This window comes from Fibrella aestuarina BUZ 2, assembly GCF_000331105.1.
Classification (GTDB): domain Bacteria; phylum Bacteroidota; class Bacteroidia; order Cytophagales; family Spirosomataceae; genus Fibrella; species Fibrella aestuarina.
This window is the reverse complement of record NC_020054.1, coordinates 2615365-2635491: the sequence shown is the minus strand read 5'-3', so window position 1 is coordinate 2635491 and position 20127 is coordinate 2615365. Positions and strand designations below refer to the sequence as shown.

15 protein-coding genes are annotated in these 20127 nt (G+C 57.9%); 3 read left to right on the top strand and 12 right to left on the bottom strand.

What is annotated here, in order from left to right; translation table 11 throughout:
• Nucleotides 1-100: 100 nt before the first annotated feature.
• Nucleotides 101-556, top strand: coding sequence for a RidA family protein (locus FAES_RS10755; protein WP_015331237.1), 456 nt, complete (start codon nucleotides 101-103; stop codon nucleotides 554-556).
• 60 nt (nucleotides 557-616) lie between these two features.
• Nucleotides 617-2401 carry an alpha-amylase family protein gene (locus FAES_RS10750; RefSeq protein WP_015331236.1) on the top strand — a complete coding sequence of 595 codons (1785 nt, stop codon included), beginning with the start codon at nucleotides 617-619 and terminating at the stop codon, nucleotides 2399-2401.
• 53 nt (nucleotides 2402-2454) lie between these two features.
• On the opposite strand, the gene FAES_RS10745 is transcribed toward FAES_RS10750, so the two are convergent.
• The 10 genes from FAES_RS10745 to FAES_RS10700 all read right to left on the bottom strand — a co-directional run bounded on the left by FAES_RS10745 (nucleotide 2455) and on the right by FAES_RS10700 (nucleotide 16930).
• On the bottom strand, nucleotides 2455-3804 hold the full coding sequence (locus tag FAES_RS10745) for a GH1 family beta-glucosidase (RefSeq protein WP_041257760.1): 1350 nt from the start codon (nucleotides 3802-3804) through the stop codon (nucleotides 2455-2457).
• 101 nt (nucleotides 3805-3905) lie between these two features.
• Nucleotides 3906-5390, bottom strand: a complete 1485-nt coding sequence (locus FAES_RS10740) for a hypothetical protein (RefSeq protein ID WP_015331234.1) — start codon at nucleotides 5388-5390, stop codon at nucleotides 3906-3908.
• A 120-nt stretch (nucleotides 5391-5510) separates the two neighbouring features.
• Entirely contained in the window at nucleotides 5511-9203 is a 3693-nt protein-coding gene (locus tag FAES_RS10735; protein ID WP_015331233.1) for a hypothetical protein, read from the bottom strand.
• Between the two features lie 153 nt (nucleotides 9204-9356).
• Nucleotides 9357-9722: an endonuclease domain-containing protein gene (locus FAES_RS10730; protein WP_015331232.1), complete on the bottom strand. Its 366-nt coding sequence runs from the start codon at nucleotides 9720-9722 to the stop codon at nucleotides 9357-9359.
• A gap of 125 nt (nucleotides 9723-9847) precedes the next feature.
• Nucleotides 9848-11326 carry an FtsZ/tubulin family protein gene (locus FAES_RS10725; RefSeq protein WP_015331231.1) on the bottom strand — a complete coding sequence of 493 codons (1479 nt, stop codon included), beginning with the start codon at nucleotides 11324-11326 and terminating at the stop codon, nucleotides 9848-9850.
• Between the two features lie 152 nt (nucleotides 11327-11478).
• Nucleotides 11479-11853, bottom strand: coding sequence for an Asp23/Gls24 family envelope stress response protein (locus tag FAES_RS10720; RefSeq protein ID WP_015331230.1), 375 nt, complete (start codon nucleotides 11851-11853; stop codon nucleotides 11479-11481).
• 103 nt (nucleotides 11854-11956) lie between these two features.
• Nucleotides 11957-13219: a hypothetical protein gene (locus FAES_RS10715; protein WP_229364458.1), complete on the bottom strand. Its 1263-nt coding sequence runs from the start codon at nucleotides 13217-13219 to the stop codon at nucleotides 11957-11959.
• 32 nt (nucleotides 13220-13251) lie between these two features.
• Nucleotides 13252-13881, bottom strand: a complete 630-nt coding sequence (locus FAES_RS10710) for a hypothetical protein (RefSeq protein ID WP_015331228.1) — start codon at nucleotides 13879-13881, stop codon at nucleotides 13252-13254.
• A 47-nt stretch (nucleotides 13882-13928) separates the two neighbouring features.
• Entirely contained in the window at nucleotides 13929-15308 is a 1380-nt protein-coding gene (locus tag FAES_RS10705; RefSeq protein ID WP_015331227.1) for an efflux RND transporter periplasmic adaptor subunit, read from the bottom strand.
• 101 nt (nucleotides 15309-15409) lie between these two features.
• Nucleotides 15410-16930, bottom strand: coding sequence for a TolC family protein (locus tag FAES_RS10700; protein ID WP_041257759.1), 1521 nt, complete (start codon nucleotides 16928-16930; stop codon nucleotides 15410-15412).
• Nucleotides 16931-17006: 76 nt separating this feature from the next.
• Here FAES_RS10700 and FAES_RS10695 point away from each other — a divergent pair, with 76 nt between their 5' ends.
• Nucleotides 17007-17807, top strand: a complete 801-nt coding sequence (locus FAES_RS10695) for an aminotransferase class IV (protein ID WP_148289338.1) — start codon at nucleotides 17007-17009, stop codon at nucleotides 17805-17807.
• A gap of 17 nt (nucleotides 17808-17824) precedes the next feature.
• Here the strand turns inward: FAES_RS10695 and FAES_RS10690 are convergent, their stop codons facing one another.
• Complete coding sequence (locus tag FAES_RS10690) at nucleotides 17825-18508, bottom strand: ABC transporter ATP-binding protein (protein WP_015331224.1); 684 nt, start codon at nucleotides 18506-18508, stop codon at nucleotides 17825-17827.
• A gap of 464 nt (nucleotides 18509-18972) precedes the next feature.
• The gene (locus tag FAES_RS10685; RefSeq protein ID WP_041257758.1) at nucleotides 18973-20052 is read right to left on the bottom strand and encodes a DUF4097 family beta strand repeat-containing protein; all 1080 of its coding nucleotides are present in this window, start codon (nucleotides 20050-20052) and stop codon (nucleotides 18973-18975) included.
• Nucleotides 20053-20127: the final 75 nt, after the last annotated feature.

Sequence of the window (20127 nt, the reverse complement as noted above, 5' to 3'; positions counted from 1 at the left end):
AGGGCGCGAAGAGAAGCACAAAGTACGCTACGTTGCAAACTATCGTTGCTTCGCGTACTTTGTGCTTCTCTTCGCGCCCTTAGCGGTCAACCACTTCTTTATGAAAAAAGGATTTTTCTGCGTCCTGATTGCCTGTCTGTTTAGCTTGCCGAGTCTGGCGCAAACGATTGAGCACATCAACCCGGCTACGCTGTCGAAAAGCCCCAATTATTCGCAGGCGGTCGTAACGACGGGCGGGCGCACTATCTACGTATCAGGCATGATCGCGGTTGACAAGGACGGTAAGCTGGTTGGCAAAGGCGATTTTGCCGCGCAGGCTAGGCAGGTGCTCAACAACATCAAACTGGCGGTCGAAGCGGCGGGAGGCACCATTGCCAACATCGTGAAGATCGACACGTACATGGTCAACATGAACGACCTGACCACGTACCGGGCGATCCGCCTCGATTTCCTGAAAGACCTTCCCAACAAACCCGCCAGCACGACCGTGCAGGTCACTCGACTGGTTCAGGACGATTACCTGCTGGAGGTTGACGCGATTGCTGTTGTCCAGTAAACCATTCACCCCGTGCCCACTACCACCCCCACCTTATCACGCCGTGCTTTTACGGCCGGTATGGCGGCGACCAGCCTGCTGGCCAACCCGCTCGCCACCGCCGCTCAGCGCCTGAGCGAGTGGACTGCCCCCAACGTACCTGGCGACAAACTACTTGTTTATCAGATTTTTACGCGCCTCTTTGGCAACAAGAAAACGACCAATCAGCCGTGGGGTAACCTGGCGGAGAATGGCGTCGGGAAATTCAACGACATTACTGACAAGGCGCTTCAGGAAATCAACAAGCTGGGCATCTCGCACGTCTGGTACACAGGCGTGATCGAACACGCGACCATGACGGGCTACTCGTCGCTGGGCATCCCGACCGATAATCCGCTGGTGGTGAAAGGCCGGGCCGGGTCGCCCTACGCGATCAAGGATTACTACGACGTCGACCCTGATCTGGCCGTCGATGTGCGCAACCGGATGGCCGAGTTTGAGGCGCTCGTCAAGCGATCGCACGCCAACGGGCTGAAGGTGATCATCGACTTCGTACCCAATCACGTAGCCCGGCAATATGCATCGGACGCCCGGCCCGAGGGGGTACGTGACCTCGGCGAAACCGATGACCCGACGAAGGCGTTCGACCGGAACAACAACTTCTACTACCTACCCGACCAGCCCTTTGTGGTGCCGTCGGGTGGGCCGCTGCCGCCCAATCTGCTGACCACACCTTACGAAGAAGACCCCGCCAAAGCCACGGGTAACGACGTGTTCAAGGCGCAGCCTGACGTGGGCGACTGGTACGAGACGATCAAACTCAACTACGGCGTCGATATCCAGCAGGAGCGCAAAACCTACTTCGGCTCGACTGATGCCGACCGGCCCGATACCTGGACCAAAATGCGCGACATCCTGTTGTTCTGGGCGGGTAAGGGCGTCGACGGGTTCCGCTGCGACATGGCCGAGATGGTGCCGGTCGAGTTTTGGGGCTGGGTGATTCCGCAGGTGAAAGCGGCGCGGCCAACGCCACCCGGCACCCCGCCGATTGTCTTTATTGCGGAGATCTACAACCCGGCTCAGTACCGCAATTACATTGAGACGGGTCATTTCGATTACCTCTACGACAAGGTAGGGTTGTATGATACCGTGCGCAAGCTGATGGAGGGCAAGGGCAGCACCACCGAAATCAGCCAATGCCTCGACGGGGAGTCGGGCCAACTGGGGCGGCACATGCTGCGCTTCCTGGAAAACCACGACGAGCAGCGCATCGCCTCGCGTTTTTTTGCGGGTGACCCGTGGGCGGCGGTGCCTGCCATGACGCTTTCCGCTACGGCCCAGACCGGCCCGGCCATGCTCTATTTTGGGCAGGAAGTGGGCGTGAACCCGACGCAGGCCGAGGGCTTCCAGGGCGACGATGGCCGCACGACGATTTTCGACTATTGGGGCATTCCCGAATACCAGGCCTGGGCCAACGGTGGCACCTTCGACGGCGGTAAGCTAACGGCGAGCCAGCGCAGCCTGCGGCAGTTCTACCAGCAACTGAATCAGCTCGTCAACGGCAGCGAAGCCATCCGGCTGGGTACGTTCCTCGACCTACGGCAGTATGGCCCTACGAATACGCTGTTCAGCTACCTGCGCTACACGGCCAAGCAACGCCTGCTGATCGTCTGTAATTTCGACCGAAAACAGGCTGTCAAAACCACGATTACGATTCCAGCCGAAGCCTGGCAGGCGATGAAGCAGATAGGCAACAAACCGCGCATTTACCGGGACATTTTTCGGGCAAAAAGCCAGGTCAAAGGGACCGACAGCGTAACGGTAACCGTCCCGGCGCTGGGTGCACTGGTTCTAACAATAGGCTAAGTGATGCCGGGCTCCAGCCCGGCTGCCGAGCAGACTCATACAAGCGTCTCACCTTACTCCGCCAGCAACGCCCGGAACCACAGACCCGATTGCTTGATGATGCGCTGTTGCGTACGGTGGTCGACGTGCACGAGGCCGAAACGGGGGCGGTAACCTTCGGCCCATTCAAAATTGTCGAGCAGTGTCCAGACGAAGTAGCCCGTGACGTTGATGCCTTCGGTTTTGGCCTGCAAGACCTGTTTCAGGCACTGCTGATGGTAACCGACGCGCTGGATATCGACCACCCGCCCAAACTCGACCTGATCGAAAAACGCGGCTCCGCTCTCAGCCACCATAACCTGCCGGATGCCGTCGTACTGATTGAACTGCCGCAGAATCGTCAGCATACTCTGAGGGTGCACTTCCCAGCCCATCTCGGTGATGTGCTCCACGCCGCGCCGATTAGGTGACACCTCGCGCCCCCACAGGTAGGGCACCAGCAGCGAATGCTCGACTACCACGCGGAAGTAATGTTGCAGGCCAATCAGGTCGAAGTCGAAGGCGAGCCTTTCCCAGTCGCCAGGTTGGGCGATGCGCTTCTGGATGGCGCTCAGAAACGACAGTTCGCGGGTCGGATACCCCATCCCCAGCGATGGCTCGATAAACAGCCGGTTGAGCAGGGCATCGGCCCGTTGCGCCGCCTGCTGATCGCGTTTGCCCGCAGAAAACGGCTCGACGGGTGAACAGGAAAACGTGGTACCCACCACGGCGCCAGGTACGTTGTCACGGATGAGTCGGCCCCCTTCGGCCTGCGCCAGCGTGGCGTGGTGAATAACCGCCGTAACGCTGCCGATACTGCGCCGACCGGGTGCATGCATCCCCACCAGATAACCCAGCAGCGTAAACGCCGAGGGTTCGTTGAGCACCAGCCAGTGTTTTACTTTATGCCCAAACGCTTTGACAATCAGCGTGACGTATTCGGTAAACCAGTCGAGCACCTGCCGATTGGCCCAGCCGCCCCGGTCTTCGAGTGCCTGCGGTAAATCCCAGTGGTAGAGGCAAATCCACGGCGTTTGTCCCTGACGCAGGCATTCGTCGATCACCCGGTCGTAAAAGGCCAGCCCTGCCTCGTTCACCCGCCCCGTACCGTCGGGCAACACCCGCGACCAGGCAATGGAGAAGCGAAAGGCGTTGAACCCCATGCTCGTGTGCAGGCCAATATCGTCGGTGTAGCGGCTGTAGAAATCGCAGGCTGTTTCGGCAGTTTCACCCGTTTTGATGGCCCCTTTTTTCTGCTGAAACACGTCCCAAACCGACGGACCACGACCATCGGCAGCAACAGCGCCTTCGATCTGGAACGCGGCGGAGGCAGTTCCCCAGGCAAAATCGGGTCCGAAATCGGCGCGGGTAAACGGAGCAGACAAGGTAAGGCGATTGGATTGGCCTGCAAGTTGGCACGCTTCCCCCAAACGGCTGTTACGCCAATGTTAAACTGACAGCGCGGTGGGTTTTGACCGCCTACTGATTATACAAAACCGATCCGGGCTTTGTCGGTAATCTGCCACTTGTCGGCCTGTAACACCAGTTGGCCGGGTGCTACGGTCTGGATGCGGCTGTTGGGGCCACCGGGCTGATTCTCATACAGGCAGGCGTCACTTAGGTACGAATACGGGTCGCTCATGGCCAGTTGTTGGGCTTCGGGCGACTGACTCACGCGGAATAAGGCCGTCGACGGGCTCGTCAGTTCGATTTCGTAGACGATGCCACGTTCGGGTTGGTCGAGGAGCCCCGCCAGGCTGAAACCGTTGCCGAGGTCGGCCGTGCGGGCGTACAGACGCTTGGGCGCGGGCGGTGCGGCAGGCATGGCTGGCGGCGCGGGCACGGGCTGCGGAGCCGGTTGCGAACTGGGCATTTCGGGCGCTGGCATGCCCGACGAAACAGGTCGTTCTACGGCTGGACGCTCGCTGGCTGGGCGGTCACCCGCTACGTTCCCGGGCAGCGGCGGGATGGTTGGCGTAGGCCGCACGTTGGAGGGGGGCGGTGTGGGGGTGGCTGGCTGGTTGGGGGCACTCATCTGGCTACTGCCCGACATGGGCATGGCCGACGGATTGGGCTGGTTACCGTAGCCTTGCCCCTGCGCGGGCCGTGGCTGGTTGGCAGGCATGGGGTTGGGGGCTGCCTGCGTGGGGTTGCCCTGCGGTACGTTGGGCCGGTCGGCGGGAGGGCGGTTCGGCGGTGCCTGCGCTCCCTGCATAGCCATCAGTTTCTTTTCGGCCATCGTGAGCCGGTTGGCCAGTTCGGCCACGGTGCTGCTCAGCCGGTTGTTTTCATCCTGCAAGCCAGCGATACGGGCATCGTCCCGGTCGCTTTGCATTGCCACTTTGCCGCCACCGCCTTGCTGACGGGTAACCAACAGATAACCCAGACCAAGCAGGTTTAGCACCGATAGCCAGAACGCCCAGGTACCCCAGCTAAAGCTGCCCGTACCTGCCGAGGCGGCATCCGTGTCGTCGGCCGGGGCAGAGCCTTCCTGCAGAGCAGCTGTTTGCTCATCCAGCGCAGTTTCGGGATTGGTTCCACCAGCTAGCGCCGTCATTTTGGTCTGGTAAGCCGCGTATGACGCCAGTTGCTTGCGATGCGCGCGTTCGGCGCCGCTGGTTACGCGATTAAGAATGTACTGCCGTAGGCTATCCAGCACGGCCCCTTCGCTGCTGAACTCATCAGCCGCAAAGCCGTCGTTCAGTTTGAGGCTGTGCTTCTGAATATCGTTGAGCAGGCCATCCGCTTTTTTGAGGCTGTTCTTCTGAATAAACGCCGACAAGTCACCGTACTCGACGCAGTCTTTGCAGGTTGTTTCCTGCGCTTTCGGGAAGGTTTTCGTATCAGTCGCCAGAAATTCCAGCGTGGCTTTCGCCATACCAAACGTGCCTTTTTCGATGCCCGTCTGTGGTTCCTGCGCCAGCGCGGTCGTCGCCAGGGTCAGCAAGATAAATGTCTGGAGTGTCTTCATGGTTGAGGGAGGATTTAAACGCAAAGAGCGCAAAGGTTGACGCGAAGAACGCAAAGGTTATTATTTGCTATGAACTTAGCGTTCTTCGCGTCAACCTTCGCGCTCTTTGCGTTACTCCGTTCAGCTTGCGATGTGTTTTGATAATTCGTAGAGCGCGTGTTTCAGCGGGAGGAAGAAATACGTCTCCGAAACGGCCTGGTTGGGCTCCTGCTCCATGCCTTGCCGGGCCAGCATGTAGCTGTCGTAGACGGCACCGCTGCGGGTTACGTCGGGCCCAATCAGGAACGACAGGTACTGCTCGGGCGTCTGAATCTTATGCTCGCTCAGGTAATAAGCGATGTCGCGGTCGGTGAGGGTCAGTTCCAGGAACCGCTTCACGTTGAGCAATACCGAGTCGTGGAAGGTGCGGTTGCCGCTCACCTCGCCAATCTTCGTTCGGCGATACTCGAACGGCGCGTTCACTACCTGCACGGGCGGGGTGGTCGGTTGCAGTTCCCCGGCCGGGTACGTTGCCGGATTACCCCACGTATTGATATTGGCTCCGAAACCCGGTTGGGTGGGTGGTGCATCTGTCGGTTGGGGCAGCGCTTTCTGTTCAAGCGGCGCGTTGCCCCAATAGCAGACCGTCTGGCGACTGCTATACTTGTCCTTCTCCAGCGGGCTAGCGTTTTCGAACAGCACCGCCCCGTTGGCGGTCGTTTCCTTCGGGTTTTCGCTCATCACCACCTCAAAATCAGGCGGGACGGGCAGGTTCGTATACGCCCGGAAGAGCATCTTCGTGAACTCGATCAATCGCCGCGACGAGCCCAGCATTTTCAGGTACTGACTGCCCCGGCCCGTGAAGGTCAGGTAACGCGGCAGGCTCATCTGGTTGGCCTCGATCAGTTGCACGAGGTGGTACACAATGGCCGAGTAGTGCAGGAACAGCACGATCCGAAGCGCGGGGCGACCGTCGATGATCGACTGCGTGAACTTGTAGTGATCGTTGTTGCGGAACAGCAGGCTCACGATATCCTCGGCGCTCAGGTCGTTGTTGGCCAGAAAGGTGTCGAGAATCTGATCTTCCGGGGCCGGGGCCTGACTGAGCGTGCGGCGGTATTGCAGGTAGTTGAGGATGAAGCCATTGTCTTTCTGATGCGACGGGTGCCCCTGCTGATTAAGCCCACCACCCCAAATGTCGTAACCGGCAAAGCGGAATGAGGTATTCAGGTAACGGTTCTGCTGCTTCATGAACAGCATAATATCGGCCGTGCCGCCCCCGATATCGACGTTTACCGCATCGGCAAAGGATTTGACGCCCTTTGTGACGAGGTAGAAATGCGGCGCGAGCGATTCTGGAACCGGGTTAGGGCGGAAATACTGCGTGGTTTTAAACACCCGCCGAAAGGCCTTCTCCCATTCCTCCACGAGCTTGTCCTCCGTGTCGGCCTGCATACTCGTTGGGGCCAGCCACGTGATCTTGGTGTCGTTGAGGTTACCCTGATTCAGCAGCACCTTGTTGCGCATCAGCAGCAGCAGCGTTTCGAAAAACGCCCGCACCCGCGGCCGGTTCATAGGATCGCCCGGCTGATTCTCGAACAGCCACTTCAGGTTCGTCACGTAGCGGTTGACGCCCGTGCTACCCGTTTCGAGGTCGATGTTGAAGCCAAGGTTGATCTTGTTGAACAGGTTATCGCCCGCATCGGCCGAGCCCGTTTTTTCATACACCGTCGTGCGCAGCGGGAACGTAAACGGCGAACCGTATTGGCTACCAATGATGGCGGGCACAAATTCACGCCGAATAAACGTCTCAAATTCAACCAGTTGCCCGTAACCCGCCCCGAGCCGGTACCGGGCGTAGGGCGTCTGCGCCTCGTAGCCATCGTAGGGCTTGTTGAGCGTCACCATCTGCAACTCGTCGGCGTCCAGGTTCACCTTGTCATCACTGATCGCCAGTGTTTTCGGGTCGCTATTGCCCATATTGGTGTCCGTGTAGGCAACGTGGGTGTTCGACGTTCCGAAGTCGATGGCAAACGTAAACGGCTTGTAGCCGCGCTCGCTGATGATCGTGAATTTGGGTAGCAGCAGGCCCCGGTAGGGCATGCCGTTGCGCTGTAGCTGCACCTCCAGCAGATCAAACGCCTGCGGCACTTTGTAGTAATACGAGGCCGCCTGCGTGGGCCCCGACTTGGGCGTGCGGTGTTCGGGCGCCGCTACCACGAGCGGCTGGTTGTTGACCACCTGCTCGAACTGGAAGAACCGCACCGACCGCGCTGCGTGGAAATTGGCTTCGTCTTTACTGCCGTCGAGCAGCATCACGGTGTACTCGTTCAGCGCCTGTAGGGCCGGGTCGGGCACCGTGATGCGGTAGAACGGAAAACAGGCAATACCCGCCCGGAATTCGAGCATGGTATCGGGATTGCCGAGATTGTATTCTTTGCGGAACGTGACGGTCCGGTTGTTCCGAATCGGGATCGCCAGCGACGCAATGATGATGCGGTCGAGGCCCCGGTCTTCGGTGCGTAACGTCAGTTGCCGGGCCAGATCTTCCATGCGGAAGAAGTTGAAATACTCTTTCCGCACCGGCAGCAGAAACTCCATGTCGCCCGGCGTACCGGTGAAGAAACGGCCACTGTTGAGCTTGTAGGGCATCCGAACCAGAAAATCCTCCAGGAAATCGTCGGTCGTGACAAACGGGTATTTGACATTGTCGACGCCGGGCAGAAACCGCTCCGACAGCAGGAAACCACTCCCCAGATCGCGCTGCCGCATGATCACGGTGTTGCTGTTCCAGTTCGTGTTTTTCACGTAGCGCCCCGCCACGTCCATGCGCGACGCCAGCGCGAGGGGTTTGCGCACGTCCGTTGCCGCCCCGTTGATCGTTTCGCGGGTGTAATAATCGACCGTCGGCACCATCACGAAGTCGGAGCCTTCTTCGATGTCGTTCAGCACGTCGTCTTCCCGCACGCGGTAGAGCGGCATGCCGGGCAGCACCTGCAACGTGCTGGTGCTCTCGCCACGTACCTGAATGGGTTCGAAGTTGGCCAGCGTCAGCCCCGCCGCTACGGGTGGCAACACGGCGCTGTCGAAGAAGACCCGGTAGAGGTATTCCTTGAAGCCACCTTGCGGCATCTGGTTGTTGTACTGCTCATACCACCGGCGCAGGTACGTCGTAAAGCCTTCGTCGCGCAGGTGCAGGGGGACGTATTCGTTCTGGAAAAGTACGCGGCCCGTGCTGCTCTTCGGCGGATCGATAAACTTGTTCTGCCGCTCCTGCTCCCAGTTGGGCGAGGTAAACACCAACGTGAGCGGCGACGTACCGCCCAGCAGCGCATTTTTGTAATAAATGAGCGTGGTAGTCTGCACCGCCGCCAATTCGTTGCGGAAATCGAGTTCCAGCGCTTTAGCCAGCACCTGATGTGGGTGCCGACCACCCGAGATTGACCCGCCTGTCGCCGAACCCAGTTTGCCCAGCCGTTCGCCCCGGTTCCAGAGGCGGTAGGTCAGGTCGTCGGAGTTGCCCGCCTGAAACAGCAGTTCGAGCAGGTCGAGCGTGTGCGACACCAGCACGTGGTACATGCTCAGTTCGGCCGGTTGCAAGTTGTTTTTCACCATCCGGAACGCCGTATCGAACAGATACAGCCGCGCGAACGGCGACGGAATCGACGTACCGGCTTTGGCAGCGGCACCCGCCGCTCCGCCACCCGCGCCAGAAAGCGTATCAGGAATATGTTCGATGCGGTTGCCCGTCAGGCCCGCCGGGGACCCTGTCCAGCCGTTATGGTTCTGCTGACTAACATTCGGGTCGGTATCAATGCGAAGGATATGAGGCATTTACTGGAAGTTCATGGTTCCCTGCTGTTTACCCCCCGCCCTGAAGGGAGCCTGCTGGCGCGCCAGTAGCTTCCGAACTGGCAGACCGGCGTAAGCAATGTGCTTGCGCCAGCAGGCTCCCTTCAGGGCGGGGGGGTAAACAGCAGCTATACATTATGAAAGATAGCTTCGGATCGTTGTCAGTACTTGATTGATGTCTGTTAAAATGGATGCGTTGCGAAAGCGAATGACCGTTAATCCCAGTTCGTTGAGCAGGTAGGTGCGATTTTTGTCATACTCAATCTGTTCAGGTACGTCGTGCACCCCTCCGTCGACTTCAATTATCAATCGGGCTTTATGGCAATAAAAGTCAGCGATAAAATAAGCAATCGGATGCTGCGCTTTAAACCGAAACCCGTCGAGCTTGTTCTGTCTCAACTGCTCCCAGAGTAGCAACTCGGCAGGCGTCATGGCTTCCCTTAACTGTTTAGCCTGTTCAAATAAAACAGGTTGCGCGCCGAAAAACATGTCTGTAGCCATACTGGTGGGATCGTTGTTTACATCTAATCTCCTCCGCTCAGTTATTTACCCCCCGCCCTGAAAGGAGCCCGCTGGCGTATGCTCGGTACGGCAGCCAGCGGGCTCCCTTCAGGGCGGGGGGTAAATCATACGTCGGCCAGTTGCCGGTTGAGCGGTCCTAATTTCTCAACGCATTTATCGGCCACTTCCATCAACAATTGCATAAAACGGGCCTCATTGGTTGGGAAAGCGGCCTTCAGGCTATTCTCGCCCTTGCCAGCGGCATCCTGCAAAAAGCCCTCGCTGATGCCTTTGTTGAAAAAGCCGGTCTCGATCCGCTTCGACCGGACCAAGCCGTTGAAATCGGTGTCGAGGTCAAACGGGGCAAAGCTGCGATCGTTGGCCGACAGCTCACGCAACCACGCTTTGTAGGCGTTGATGAAGTTATCCAGCGAGGTGTAGAACGTACCTGAGCGCAGGGTCTGGGGCAGGTTCAGGTTTTTGGCAAACGCCTCGCCCAAGTTATTCGGCAGAAAGTCGGTGTAGAACTTGGCGGCGTAGGTGAACCGAACCATAGGCTCCAGCAGATTCTGGTACGTACCATCGGCGAAGTGAGGCAAATCGAGGCTGCGGTCGTTGCGGCGCAGGCCATATTCCAGGTACCGCTTGTCGGTGCTGAACTCGCCGGGGCCACGCCGGGCGAAGTCGAGGACGGCCTCGGCGGCGAGCATTTCCACCACGTGCGCATTGTTAGCCTGTTTGGCCCCACCCTCCACATTGGGGTACAGCTTGGCACCGGGCCGGTCGCCGATGTAATAAAGCGCGTCGAGGTCGATCTGGCTCTGGTAGTACGAGAGCGCCGCCTTGGTCTTCGACAGAAACCGGTTCTGGTCGATGGCACTTTGGCTGTTTTCTTCCAGCGCAAAATAGGGCATCACCGTCACCGCCCCCTTTTTGGCGTTGCGGATGGGCATTTTCTGGCTGGGGTGCTGCAACAGCTTCACTAGTTGCGGAAACCCCGCCGAGCCCGTTCCACCGAAGATCGAGCTGATAACAAAAATCCGGTCGGTCTGATCGTTGAAGGCACCCGTGAAGTACTTGTAGACGGGCGAATCTTCAAGCGCGTTGAACACCACGCTGCCGATGTTCGGATTGCCCTTGAAGCCCACCGAGAGGTTCAGCTTCAGTTCGGCGTTGGTCGGCTTGGCCGAGTTGTCGTAGAGCAGCTTCAGAAATTCGCGGTCGATTTCGTCCATGCTGCTCACGTTCAGAAACTCTTCGAACGTCCCCTGATGGTCGGTGAGTTTGGGCAGCACCGAATCGCCGATCTGCTGCTGCGCGTTGTCGGCCTGCAACGTACCCAGCGGTTGCAGGTTCGTGCCAAAAAATGGGCGACGACCGTTGTGGTCCTGCGGGCCGTTGGGGTAGCCGCCCGCCCGCAGGCTCCGGTATAATTCAACCAGCCGAAGGGCCCGCTCGGTGTCGCCATTCTGCATGTCCATGTCCAGCAGAATCGGGATGATCGTCAGGTCGGCAGGTACGTTGGCCCCCGCCGCCAGCAACATCGTCAGCGAGCGTAACACACGGGCTCCAGTGCCCCCAATGCCGAAAAGGAAGAGTTTCATAAGAAGGGAATGGACAATGCACGATGGATAATGTACGATGCACAATGGATAATGTACAATGAATCTCCGCTTAGGCAAAAGTTGCTCATTCGCAAGCCATTGTACATTGTACACTATTCATCGTACATGATCCATCGTGCATTGTCCATTAATTAAAATGGCGTTCTGCGGGCGAAAATCGAGGCGTAGCGAAGGCCCAGCGAGAACAAAAAGAACAGAATAGCCGCCAGCAACACGTTGACCCCGCCGAAGCTCGTCATGTAGGAGTCGGCATCGTCGGCACCGGTGCGGTCTTTGGCGTACCAGACGGCGTAGGCATACCCGAAGATCAGCACCCCTACGAGCGTGAGCGCCCAGTGCAGCGTGCGGTGAAAAACGGGTTTCCAGCGGCCTAGTGCCACGTAAAACACCGCCGCCACGACCAACGCCACCAGCACGGTCATGGTGCCCACGGGCGTGAAAATTTCGTCGGCATAAATTGGGTCGTTATTCTGACCCAGGAAGAGTTCGTAGATCGATTGGAACATGGGGGATGAGAAATGCACAATGTAGAATTGACAATGCACAATGCCTGTTGTGGTCAACACGGTTCAGCCAATCATTGTGCATTGTCAATTCTACATTGTGCATTTAGTTTTTGCTCAGTTTAATGCTCATAGCGGCAAACTCATTGCCACTGGTTTGGTAGGCTTCGCGCACGCCGGTCATCAGGTGTTCGAGGGCGAAGGTTTTGCCCTGCCGCCCGGTCGCCGTCCGGTCGTCCATTGTCGACCAGTTGGTGTACCACGAATCGAACCGCACGGGCAGTTTCAGCGTCACCGTGGCGGTTTCGTCGAATAGATTATCAACGTGGAAGGTCAGCACGTGCGTATTCTGGCTGAGGAGTTTTTGCTCCCGATCGCTCATACGGTCGGTGTTGAGGGCCGCTTTGCGCTGCACTTTCACCAGTTTCACGGCCCCATTGTCGACCGCCACATTCAGGTTCTTTTGCAGGTACGTCTCTTCCTGCGCGTAGCCGGGCAGCGCGTTCAGATTCACGGCGATGGCAAACTCGACGGGCTTGGCTTTGCGGCCCATTTCGATCTCCGTCACGTTGTTGCGTTCGGCCCGCCAGTCGCCGCTTTTGTTGGCGCTGAACAACAGGTCGTAGGCTTTCAGGGCACCCGCCGCGCCGAAATCGAGTCGTTTGGCCGGGGTTGTCGACAGGCTTTCGAGCAATTGGCCGGCGAACGTACCCACGAGGCTTTGCTTGCCAATAATCCAGATGTAGAAGGGCCGCTGCTCGCCTGCCAGTTTTTGTTTCTGATTCTGGTAGGTGTAATACGTGCCGTTGAACGGCGAGGTGTAGGCCAGCACCGTGGCGCCAATTCCCTGCTTGCTGAAGGTGGCAAACTGATCGTAAATGCTGTTTTTCAGCGTGCTCGACGCGTTGTTTCGGTTCACTTCGGGGTCACGCTTGATGTCGGCGTCGGGAAAGGACAGAATGCAGTCCGACACGAAAATGGCCACGTCGTTGCCTTTGGCGCGCTCCCCCACTTCCCGGAAAATCTTGTGGAGCTCCGAGCTTTTGCCCGTTGCCAGCGGCGTTGTCGCCATCTGCGCCACAAACGTATTGACGTCGCCCGATACCGGCTGCGTCTTTCCCGAAATGGTGTTGAGCGATACGGGTCGTAGTTGGTTGGCTTTCGTCACTACGTCCGAAACGACGTCTTTGAACGTAGTGCCACCGTTGAGGTAGCCCCCCATGCTGGCCGATGTTTCCAGAAAGAAATGAACCTTGCCGACCTGCTCGGTTTTTGTGGGCGTACTCGCTTCCTGTTTATCGCGTTTCTTTCCGCCACCACAGGCGGTCATCAATAAGGCAATGGCGAGCGTAAGGGCGGTAAACTTCATGTAACGGGTCGTGTGGTGACGAGGATAATGGATCATTTTCGGACAAAAAACACCGCAACCAACAGGGCGATGAGCGAGTAGCCGTAGCAGGTAGCGGCGGCATCGATCTCGAACCCGTCGATTGTTTGGGCAATGTAGGCGAAGAGCGAACTCCAGACCGTCAGCCAGTATGTCCAACGTACGAGGCGGCGCGTTTTGTGTGTAAAGAACAAAATTGCGAGGATAACCAGCAACACAGCCGCCGCCACGCCGAACACCGACCCGATGAGTTTGGGAGCGGCAGCGGCATACACCGATGGCTCGCTAAACTGATTCCCCCCCGCCAGCAGCAGGCAAAGCAGCGCCGCAAGCGAGAGCCAGCCACCGACCCAACTGATCGACTGGGTAGCGCGTTTGGGCGGTGGTGGTGCGGGCTGAGCAGGCAACGTACCCACGCGGCGGGCCTGCTCGACGTGCCGTATGGCCGCCAGCCCTTCCACGATGTCCATCTGACTACCGCCCGTGTCGGCGAGCGTACCCGCGCGAAGCGACACCTGCCGACCAGCGGCAAAACCCGTCGCCTCGGCCACGTCGTCGCGCCGGAAATAATGCAATTGACCTGCCTCTGTCCGAAGCAGGCCACATTGGGTCAGCGTATCATAGTGAATAATGGTACCGTGCATCGAGCCAGCGTTTACTGTTCAACGGTTAAACCGTAACCGTTGAATCATCATTCCTTCTTGACCTTATTCGGGTCTCTTTTCACAACCAGATCGCCGGCTTTGAGTTTTTTAGAAACCGCCAGAAAAGGTCCGGCAATCACCTGATCGCCTTTTTTCAGGCCCGATAGAATCTGAATGTTTTCGAAGTCACTGATACCGGTTTTCACCTCGCGCTGGGCGGCTTTGCCATTTTCGGCCACAAACACGATTTCCTTCACGTTTTTCGGTGCGGCGGTCGGCTGCTCCTCGTTATCGTCGTTAGCGGGTTTGGCGGCCATCTTCGTGCTGTCGGCGCGGGTGGTTACAGCCGCGATGGGTACCGACAAGACGCCCGAACGGCGGTCGGTGATGATCTCGACGGAAGCCGTCATACCCGGCTTGAACGGGAAGCCTCGCCCACCCAGCTTGGCCGACAGATCGGTGTATGAACTGTTCAGAATCTTGATTTTGACTTCAAACTCCGTCACAGCGTCGGTCGACAGGCTCGACGACGCGGCTGAGTTGGTGCTGCCTGCCAGGCCATTGGCCGTGTTGGCCACTTCGGTCACAATGCCTTTAAACTTGCGCCCGGCCGTGGTATAGGAATCCACCTCAATGTCGGCCGTGTCGCCCAGTGTCACCCGCACGATGTCGTTCTCGTTGACATTCACGCGCACCTCCATGTTGTTGAGGTTGGCGAGTCGCATGATCTCGGTACCGGCCATCTGCGACGTACCCACGACGCGTTCGCCCTGTTCGACGTTCAGCTTCGACACCGTACCATTGACGGGCGAATAGATCGTCGTTTTGCGCAGGTTTTCTTTCGCGTCGCGCAGACTGGCCTGGGCGCTCTGAATACTGAACTGCGCCGCCCGAACGTTGGCCCGCTGGGCTTCGATATCCTGTTTGGCTACATTGTAGTTGGCCTCGACGGTTTCGAAGTCGGCCTGCGAAATGACTTTGTCGGCCAGCAGTTTACGGCTCCGTTCGTAATCGGCCCTGGTGCGGATCAGGCGAGCTTCGGCCTGCAAAACACCCGCTTTCGATTGCTCCAGTTGGGCTTTGCTCTGGTTGACCGTGGCTTCGGCCCGCGCCGAAAAGGATTCGTAGTTGTCGGGGCGGATCCGGCAGAGAATCTGCCCCGCCTTGACGGGATCGCCCTCTTTTACGTACATGGCGATGATCTCGCCTGATACGTCGGGGCTGATTTTCACTTCGACTTCGGGCTGCACACGCCCCGAGGCGCTCACTCGCTCAACAATATCGGTGGTTCGCGCTACGGCAAAATCGACTTCCGTGGTTGGTGGTTTACCAATAATGCCGGCTTGTTTGGCGGCCACAAGCCCCCCAATCAACAACACGGCAGCGATACCCAATACCCACCAAATACGGTTTGATTTCTTTTTCATAAAGAGTGAAGGAGTGAAAGAATGAGAGAGCGAAAGAGTGATTGGCTTCGTGGGTACGTCGCAGAAACGCAGACCCACTCTTTCATTCCTTCACGCTCTCACTAAAAATTGAGTGGCTTATTCTGGTAAAAATCTAAAATCTTAATGCGGAACACGTAGTCGTATTTGGCCTGAACCAGGCCAGCGCGGGCCCGGTCGAGGTTACCCTTCGCCACGTTGTAGTCTGTTGAGTTGAGCGCGCCCGCGTTCAGGCGGCTTTCCGATACTTTGAAGGCCCGCTCCAGTTGCGTTACCTGCGCCAGAGTCGCCTGGTAACGGTTGCCCGCCGCCCGCAGGTTGGTATAGGCCGTTTCGATGTTCTGGCGCAATTGCAGGCGGGTATTGGCCGCGGCAATCTCCGAGTTCTGTTGCTGTAGTTGGGCCGACAGAATGCGCGTCCGGGCCAGCGATCGGTTATAGATTGGCACCTGCACCTGCAATGACACACTGCGGTTCAGGTTGTTACCCAGCTGATCGAAGAAGGTGTAGTTCTCGAAGCGATAATTGGGCTGCTGGGTCGTGATTGTCGTAGGAATGCCGTTGACCAGAATCGTCTGATCAATGTTGGTAACCGTTCCCAGATCGAACCGCCGCTGCAGCCCTACGTTTGAATAAAGGGTGCTGAGGTTCCCGTTCAGCGTCACGACCGGAAACAGACTCGCCCGCGCTACCTGCACGCCAAACGCATCGCTTTTCACGCGGAGATCGGCGGCTCTCACATCGGGCATGTACTGCTGAGCCACGCCAAACACATCGTCCGATGTCGTGCCATAGGGCGTTACCGTTGGATCAGGTACGTTCACGGTTTCGACCTCGAAGCTGCTGGTGGTTGGGCCACCGGCGGGTACGTTCATGGCCTGAAGAAGGGCCAGTTTCGCCAGTTCGATCGTATTCTGAGCATTCACGATGGCCAGTTCATCATTGGCAATCGTCGCCCGGATCACAAACAGTTCGGCTTCGGCCAGCGAACCGGCATTAACAAGCTTCTGAGTACGGTCAAGTTGTGCTACCGACACGTCGCGCTGCCGCTGTGCCACCACCAGTTGCTCCTGCCCCGTCAGTACGTTCAGGTATTGCTGAATGACGGTCAGGATCACGTTGTTTTCGGTCGCTTTTACCGTAGCCTCGTTCGATTGGCGGAGCAGATCGTTTTGCTTGATCGTGTTCTGCAACAGCCCCCCGTTGTAGACAGTCGCCTGCACGGATGCCTGGAAGTTGTTGGACAATACGCCCTGATCAACGAAGGCGTTGGTTACGGGGTTGATGTTCCGGCCCGAGTTATACCCCTGGGTCAGGAACGCACCGACGTTGGGCAGCCGGTTGAGGCGAGCCTGCCGGAGTTGCAGTTCGCTGTTACGCAACTGAATCTGGCTCTGCCGCAGGGTCAGGTTGTTTTGCAGCGCAATGTCGATGCACGTTTGCAGGCCGAGGCGCTGCGGAACGCGTTGCCCCTCGCCAGGTGTGGCCGACGCAGCCGGAGGCGTGCCCGCCGTCTGGGCAAAAACCGATGGGTGGCCCAGCAGAGCGGCGAGTGCCAGTCCGGCGGCAGAGAGTCGCAAATAGGGCAGTAGGCGCATGTTCATGTGCATTTCTAAGGTCAATGTTAAAAGGTACTTGAAGCGGCAACCACCGTTTTGGGATAAACGGCTAATTTCCGCCATGAATCTGGTTTATAACTCGGATGTACTTCCGGCAAGCCACTGGATGACCCCGCCAACCGACCGGGCTTTCCAGTATGGCGACGGGCTGTTTGAAACCATTCGCTACGAAAAAAATCGCGTTTGGTTCTGGCCCGACCACTACGATCGCCTCCGGCAGGGCATGGCCGCACTTCAACTCAACGTACCCACCCAGTTCGACAGCGACACCCTGCATGAGCAGGTGATGGCTCTGATCCATCAGAACGAATTGGCCGATGGGTCGGCCCGTATCAAGTTGCAGGTGTGGCGGCAAACCGGCGGCCTGTATACGCCTACGACCCGAGCGGCCAACTGGCTGCTGACGGCGCAACCCACCTCCCCATTTACCGTCACGGCGAAAGCCCATCTCGGTTTCTTCACCGCTGTTCGGCTGGTCTCGTCACCGGTATCCCGGTTCAAAACCCTCAACGCGTTGCCCTACGTGCTGGCGGGCCTGCACAGGCAGCAACACGGCTATGACGACGTTATCCTACTCGACACAGCCGGCCACGTGGCCGAGTGCATGGCCTCGTCGGTGTTCTGGCGGCACAACGGCCAGTGGTTTACGCCCAGCCTCGACACCGGCTGCATCGACGGTATCCTGCGTCGGCAGTTGCTACGTACCCAGGTCGTGGAAGAAGGGTTGTACGCCCCCGAAACCCTGGCTACAGCCGACGCGGTTTTTTGTGCCAACGTCAACGGCATCCAGACGTTCGGGGGTACGTCGGCCGATGCGATTACGCCGCTCTTACACCTTATAGGGCTGGGCGCCCCCGTTTAAAACCGGTAAGGTTTGATTTACACCGCTGGGGCCGCTTCCGGTTCGAGCCAGCCGTCTTTCAGCCGTACAATGCGGCTCCCGTACTCGGCGTTGGCTTCGGAGTGGGTCACCTGCACGATCGTGACGCCGTCTTTCTGGTTCAGTTCGCGAAACAACTCCATGATCTCGATGGCCTGCGCCGAGTGCAGGTTGCCGGTGGGTTCGTCGGCAAAGATGACCTTCGGCTGCGCGACAATGGCCCGCGCCACGCCCACTAGTTGCTGCTGCCCGCCCGATAGCTGGCTAGGGAACAGGTCTTTCTTGGCCACGATGTTGAACCGGTCCAGCACATCGGCCACGCGGCTCTTGCGCTCGTTGCCCGACATGCCTTTGTACAGAAGCGGCGTTTCGATGTTTTCGTAGACGGTCAGTTCATCGATAAGGTGGTAGGCCTGAAAGACAAAGCCGATGTGGCTGCGGTGCAATTCGGTGCGGCGCTTCTCCGACAGTTTCTGCACGGGCTGATCCAGGAATCGGTATTCGCCCTCGGAAGGCTCTTCTAGCAAACCCAAAATGTGCAACAACGTACTCTTGCCCGATCCGCTCGGCCCCATAATGCTCACAAACTCCCCTTCGTTGATGGTCAGGTTGATATTCCGTAGCACATACGTCCGGCCAAACCCGGCGGGGTAGTACTTGGCGACGTTCGAGAGTTGAATCATAATCGGTTATCTTTAATAAGGTTAACTGCAAAAGAATGTATCATCCGAAGGTTGACGGCCCGTTGCTTCTCCATGAAGATAGGGTACGTATGCACCCCGGGATCATCAGCGTATTATTGCCAGGCTCACCACCGGTTTGGGAACGTTATAGTACCAGCGGAAAAAAATCAAGCTGGAACCACTCCCAGAAACGATGGTAAACGAAACCGAAGCCAGCCCCACTCCCGATCTGGTTTTGGTTGATCCAATAACTGAATTCATCCAGATCATCGTTTTTCATCATTCTGCAACTCGACCTTAATGTCCTGTTACAAGTTTGACGCCATAAAGCTAGGTTCAATCGGTGTGCCACAACACAAAAAAGCCCTAAATCAAGCGATTCAGGGCTTTTTTGGCTAGCTACTCGTCCGCATTCGGACAGCGGGCGGACAAATCGGCGTTTGTGGCACCGACTCATTTCCCGCTTAATTCTGATTCAGATACACGTTGCCGGCCGAGGCAGTCAGCTTAACGGGAATACCACCACCGTTGATCTTGCCCACGATCCGGTCTTTGTCGGCCGTACCGCTGAAATTGCTCAATGGGGCGCTCACCCGGTTGCCGTCGAGCTCAAGGTCCATGCCTTTGTTCATCGGCATCTGCACACGCACGCTCCCGGCCGACGTACCCAGCGTCACGAATTTATCGACGCGGGTGAGGTTCACCTCAACGCTACCACCCGACGTGTTGGCGTCGATGCTGCCGGCCATATTCCGGATCCGGATGCTGCCGCCCGAGGTGCTCGTTTGCAGTTCACCATCGATCTGATCGCCGTTGATGCTACCGCCCGAGGTCCGCGCCTTGATCATCCCGTTCAGGCCCATCAGCCGCAGGCTCCCACCCGACGTTTCAAGCGTCAGGTTGCCATTTGAGTTGCTCGCTTCGATGCTCCCGCCCGACGTTTCGACGTCGACCCGCTCCCGGCAGCCATCCAGTTTAATGCTGCCGCCCGACGTCCGCCCGGCAATGTCGCCCTTCAGATCAACCAGCCGCAGGCTCCCGCCCGACGTCTCGAAGCGCTGTTTCCCATCGAGGTGGCTGATCTGGATACTACCACCTGAGGTGTTAAGGTCGGTATTGACGCGGCGCGGGGTAAAAAACTTAAAGCTGATGCTCAGGGCATTCCGGTTATTCCACCAGCTGCCGTCTCGTTTCGATTTGGCGGTGGCCACCAGTGTGCCCCCATCCTGCCGGATGTTGATTTCGTAATCCCTCAGCCGGTCTTCAATCTCCTCGCGGCTCAGTTCGTCGCGGCCATTCCAGTTGCTGCTGCGTACGTACATTTCCAGGCGTGCTTCAGCCCCATTACCGCCTTCGACGGTCAGGCTGCCACCCGATGTTTGGGCACGAACGGCATTGATGCCCGTGAATGTCTGTGTTTTGTAGGGTTTCGAGTCGCGGTCGTCGGTCAATATGCCCGAGATCGCTGGTGAACAGGCTACTGAGAGCAGGATCGCTGCTGTTAGCGTCGTCGTCAACAATAGGAATGTGCGTAAAAGGCTCATGGGACTATGCGTTTGGGATGCGTTCATTGAAAAGATGCAGCGTCGACAACAACCGTTGCGTCATCTACCATAAAA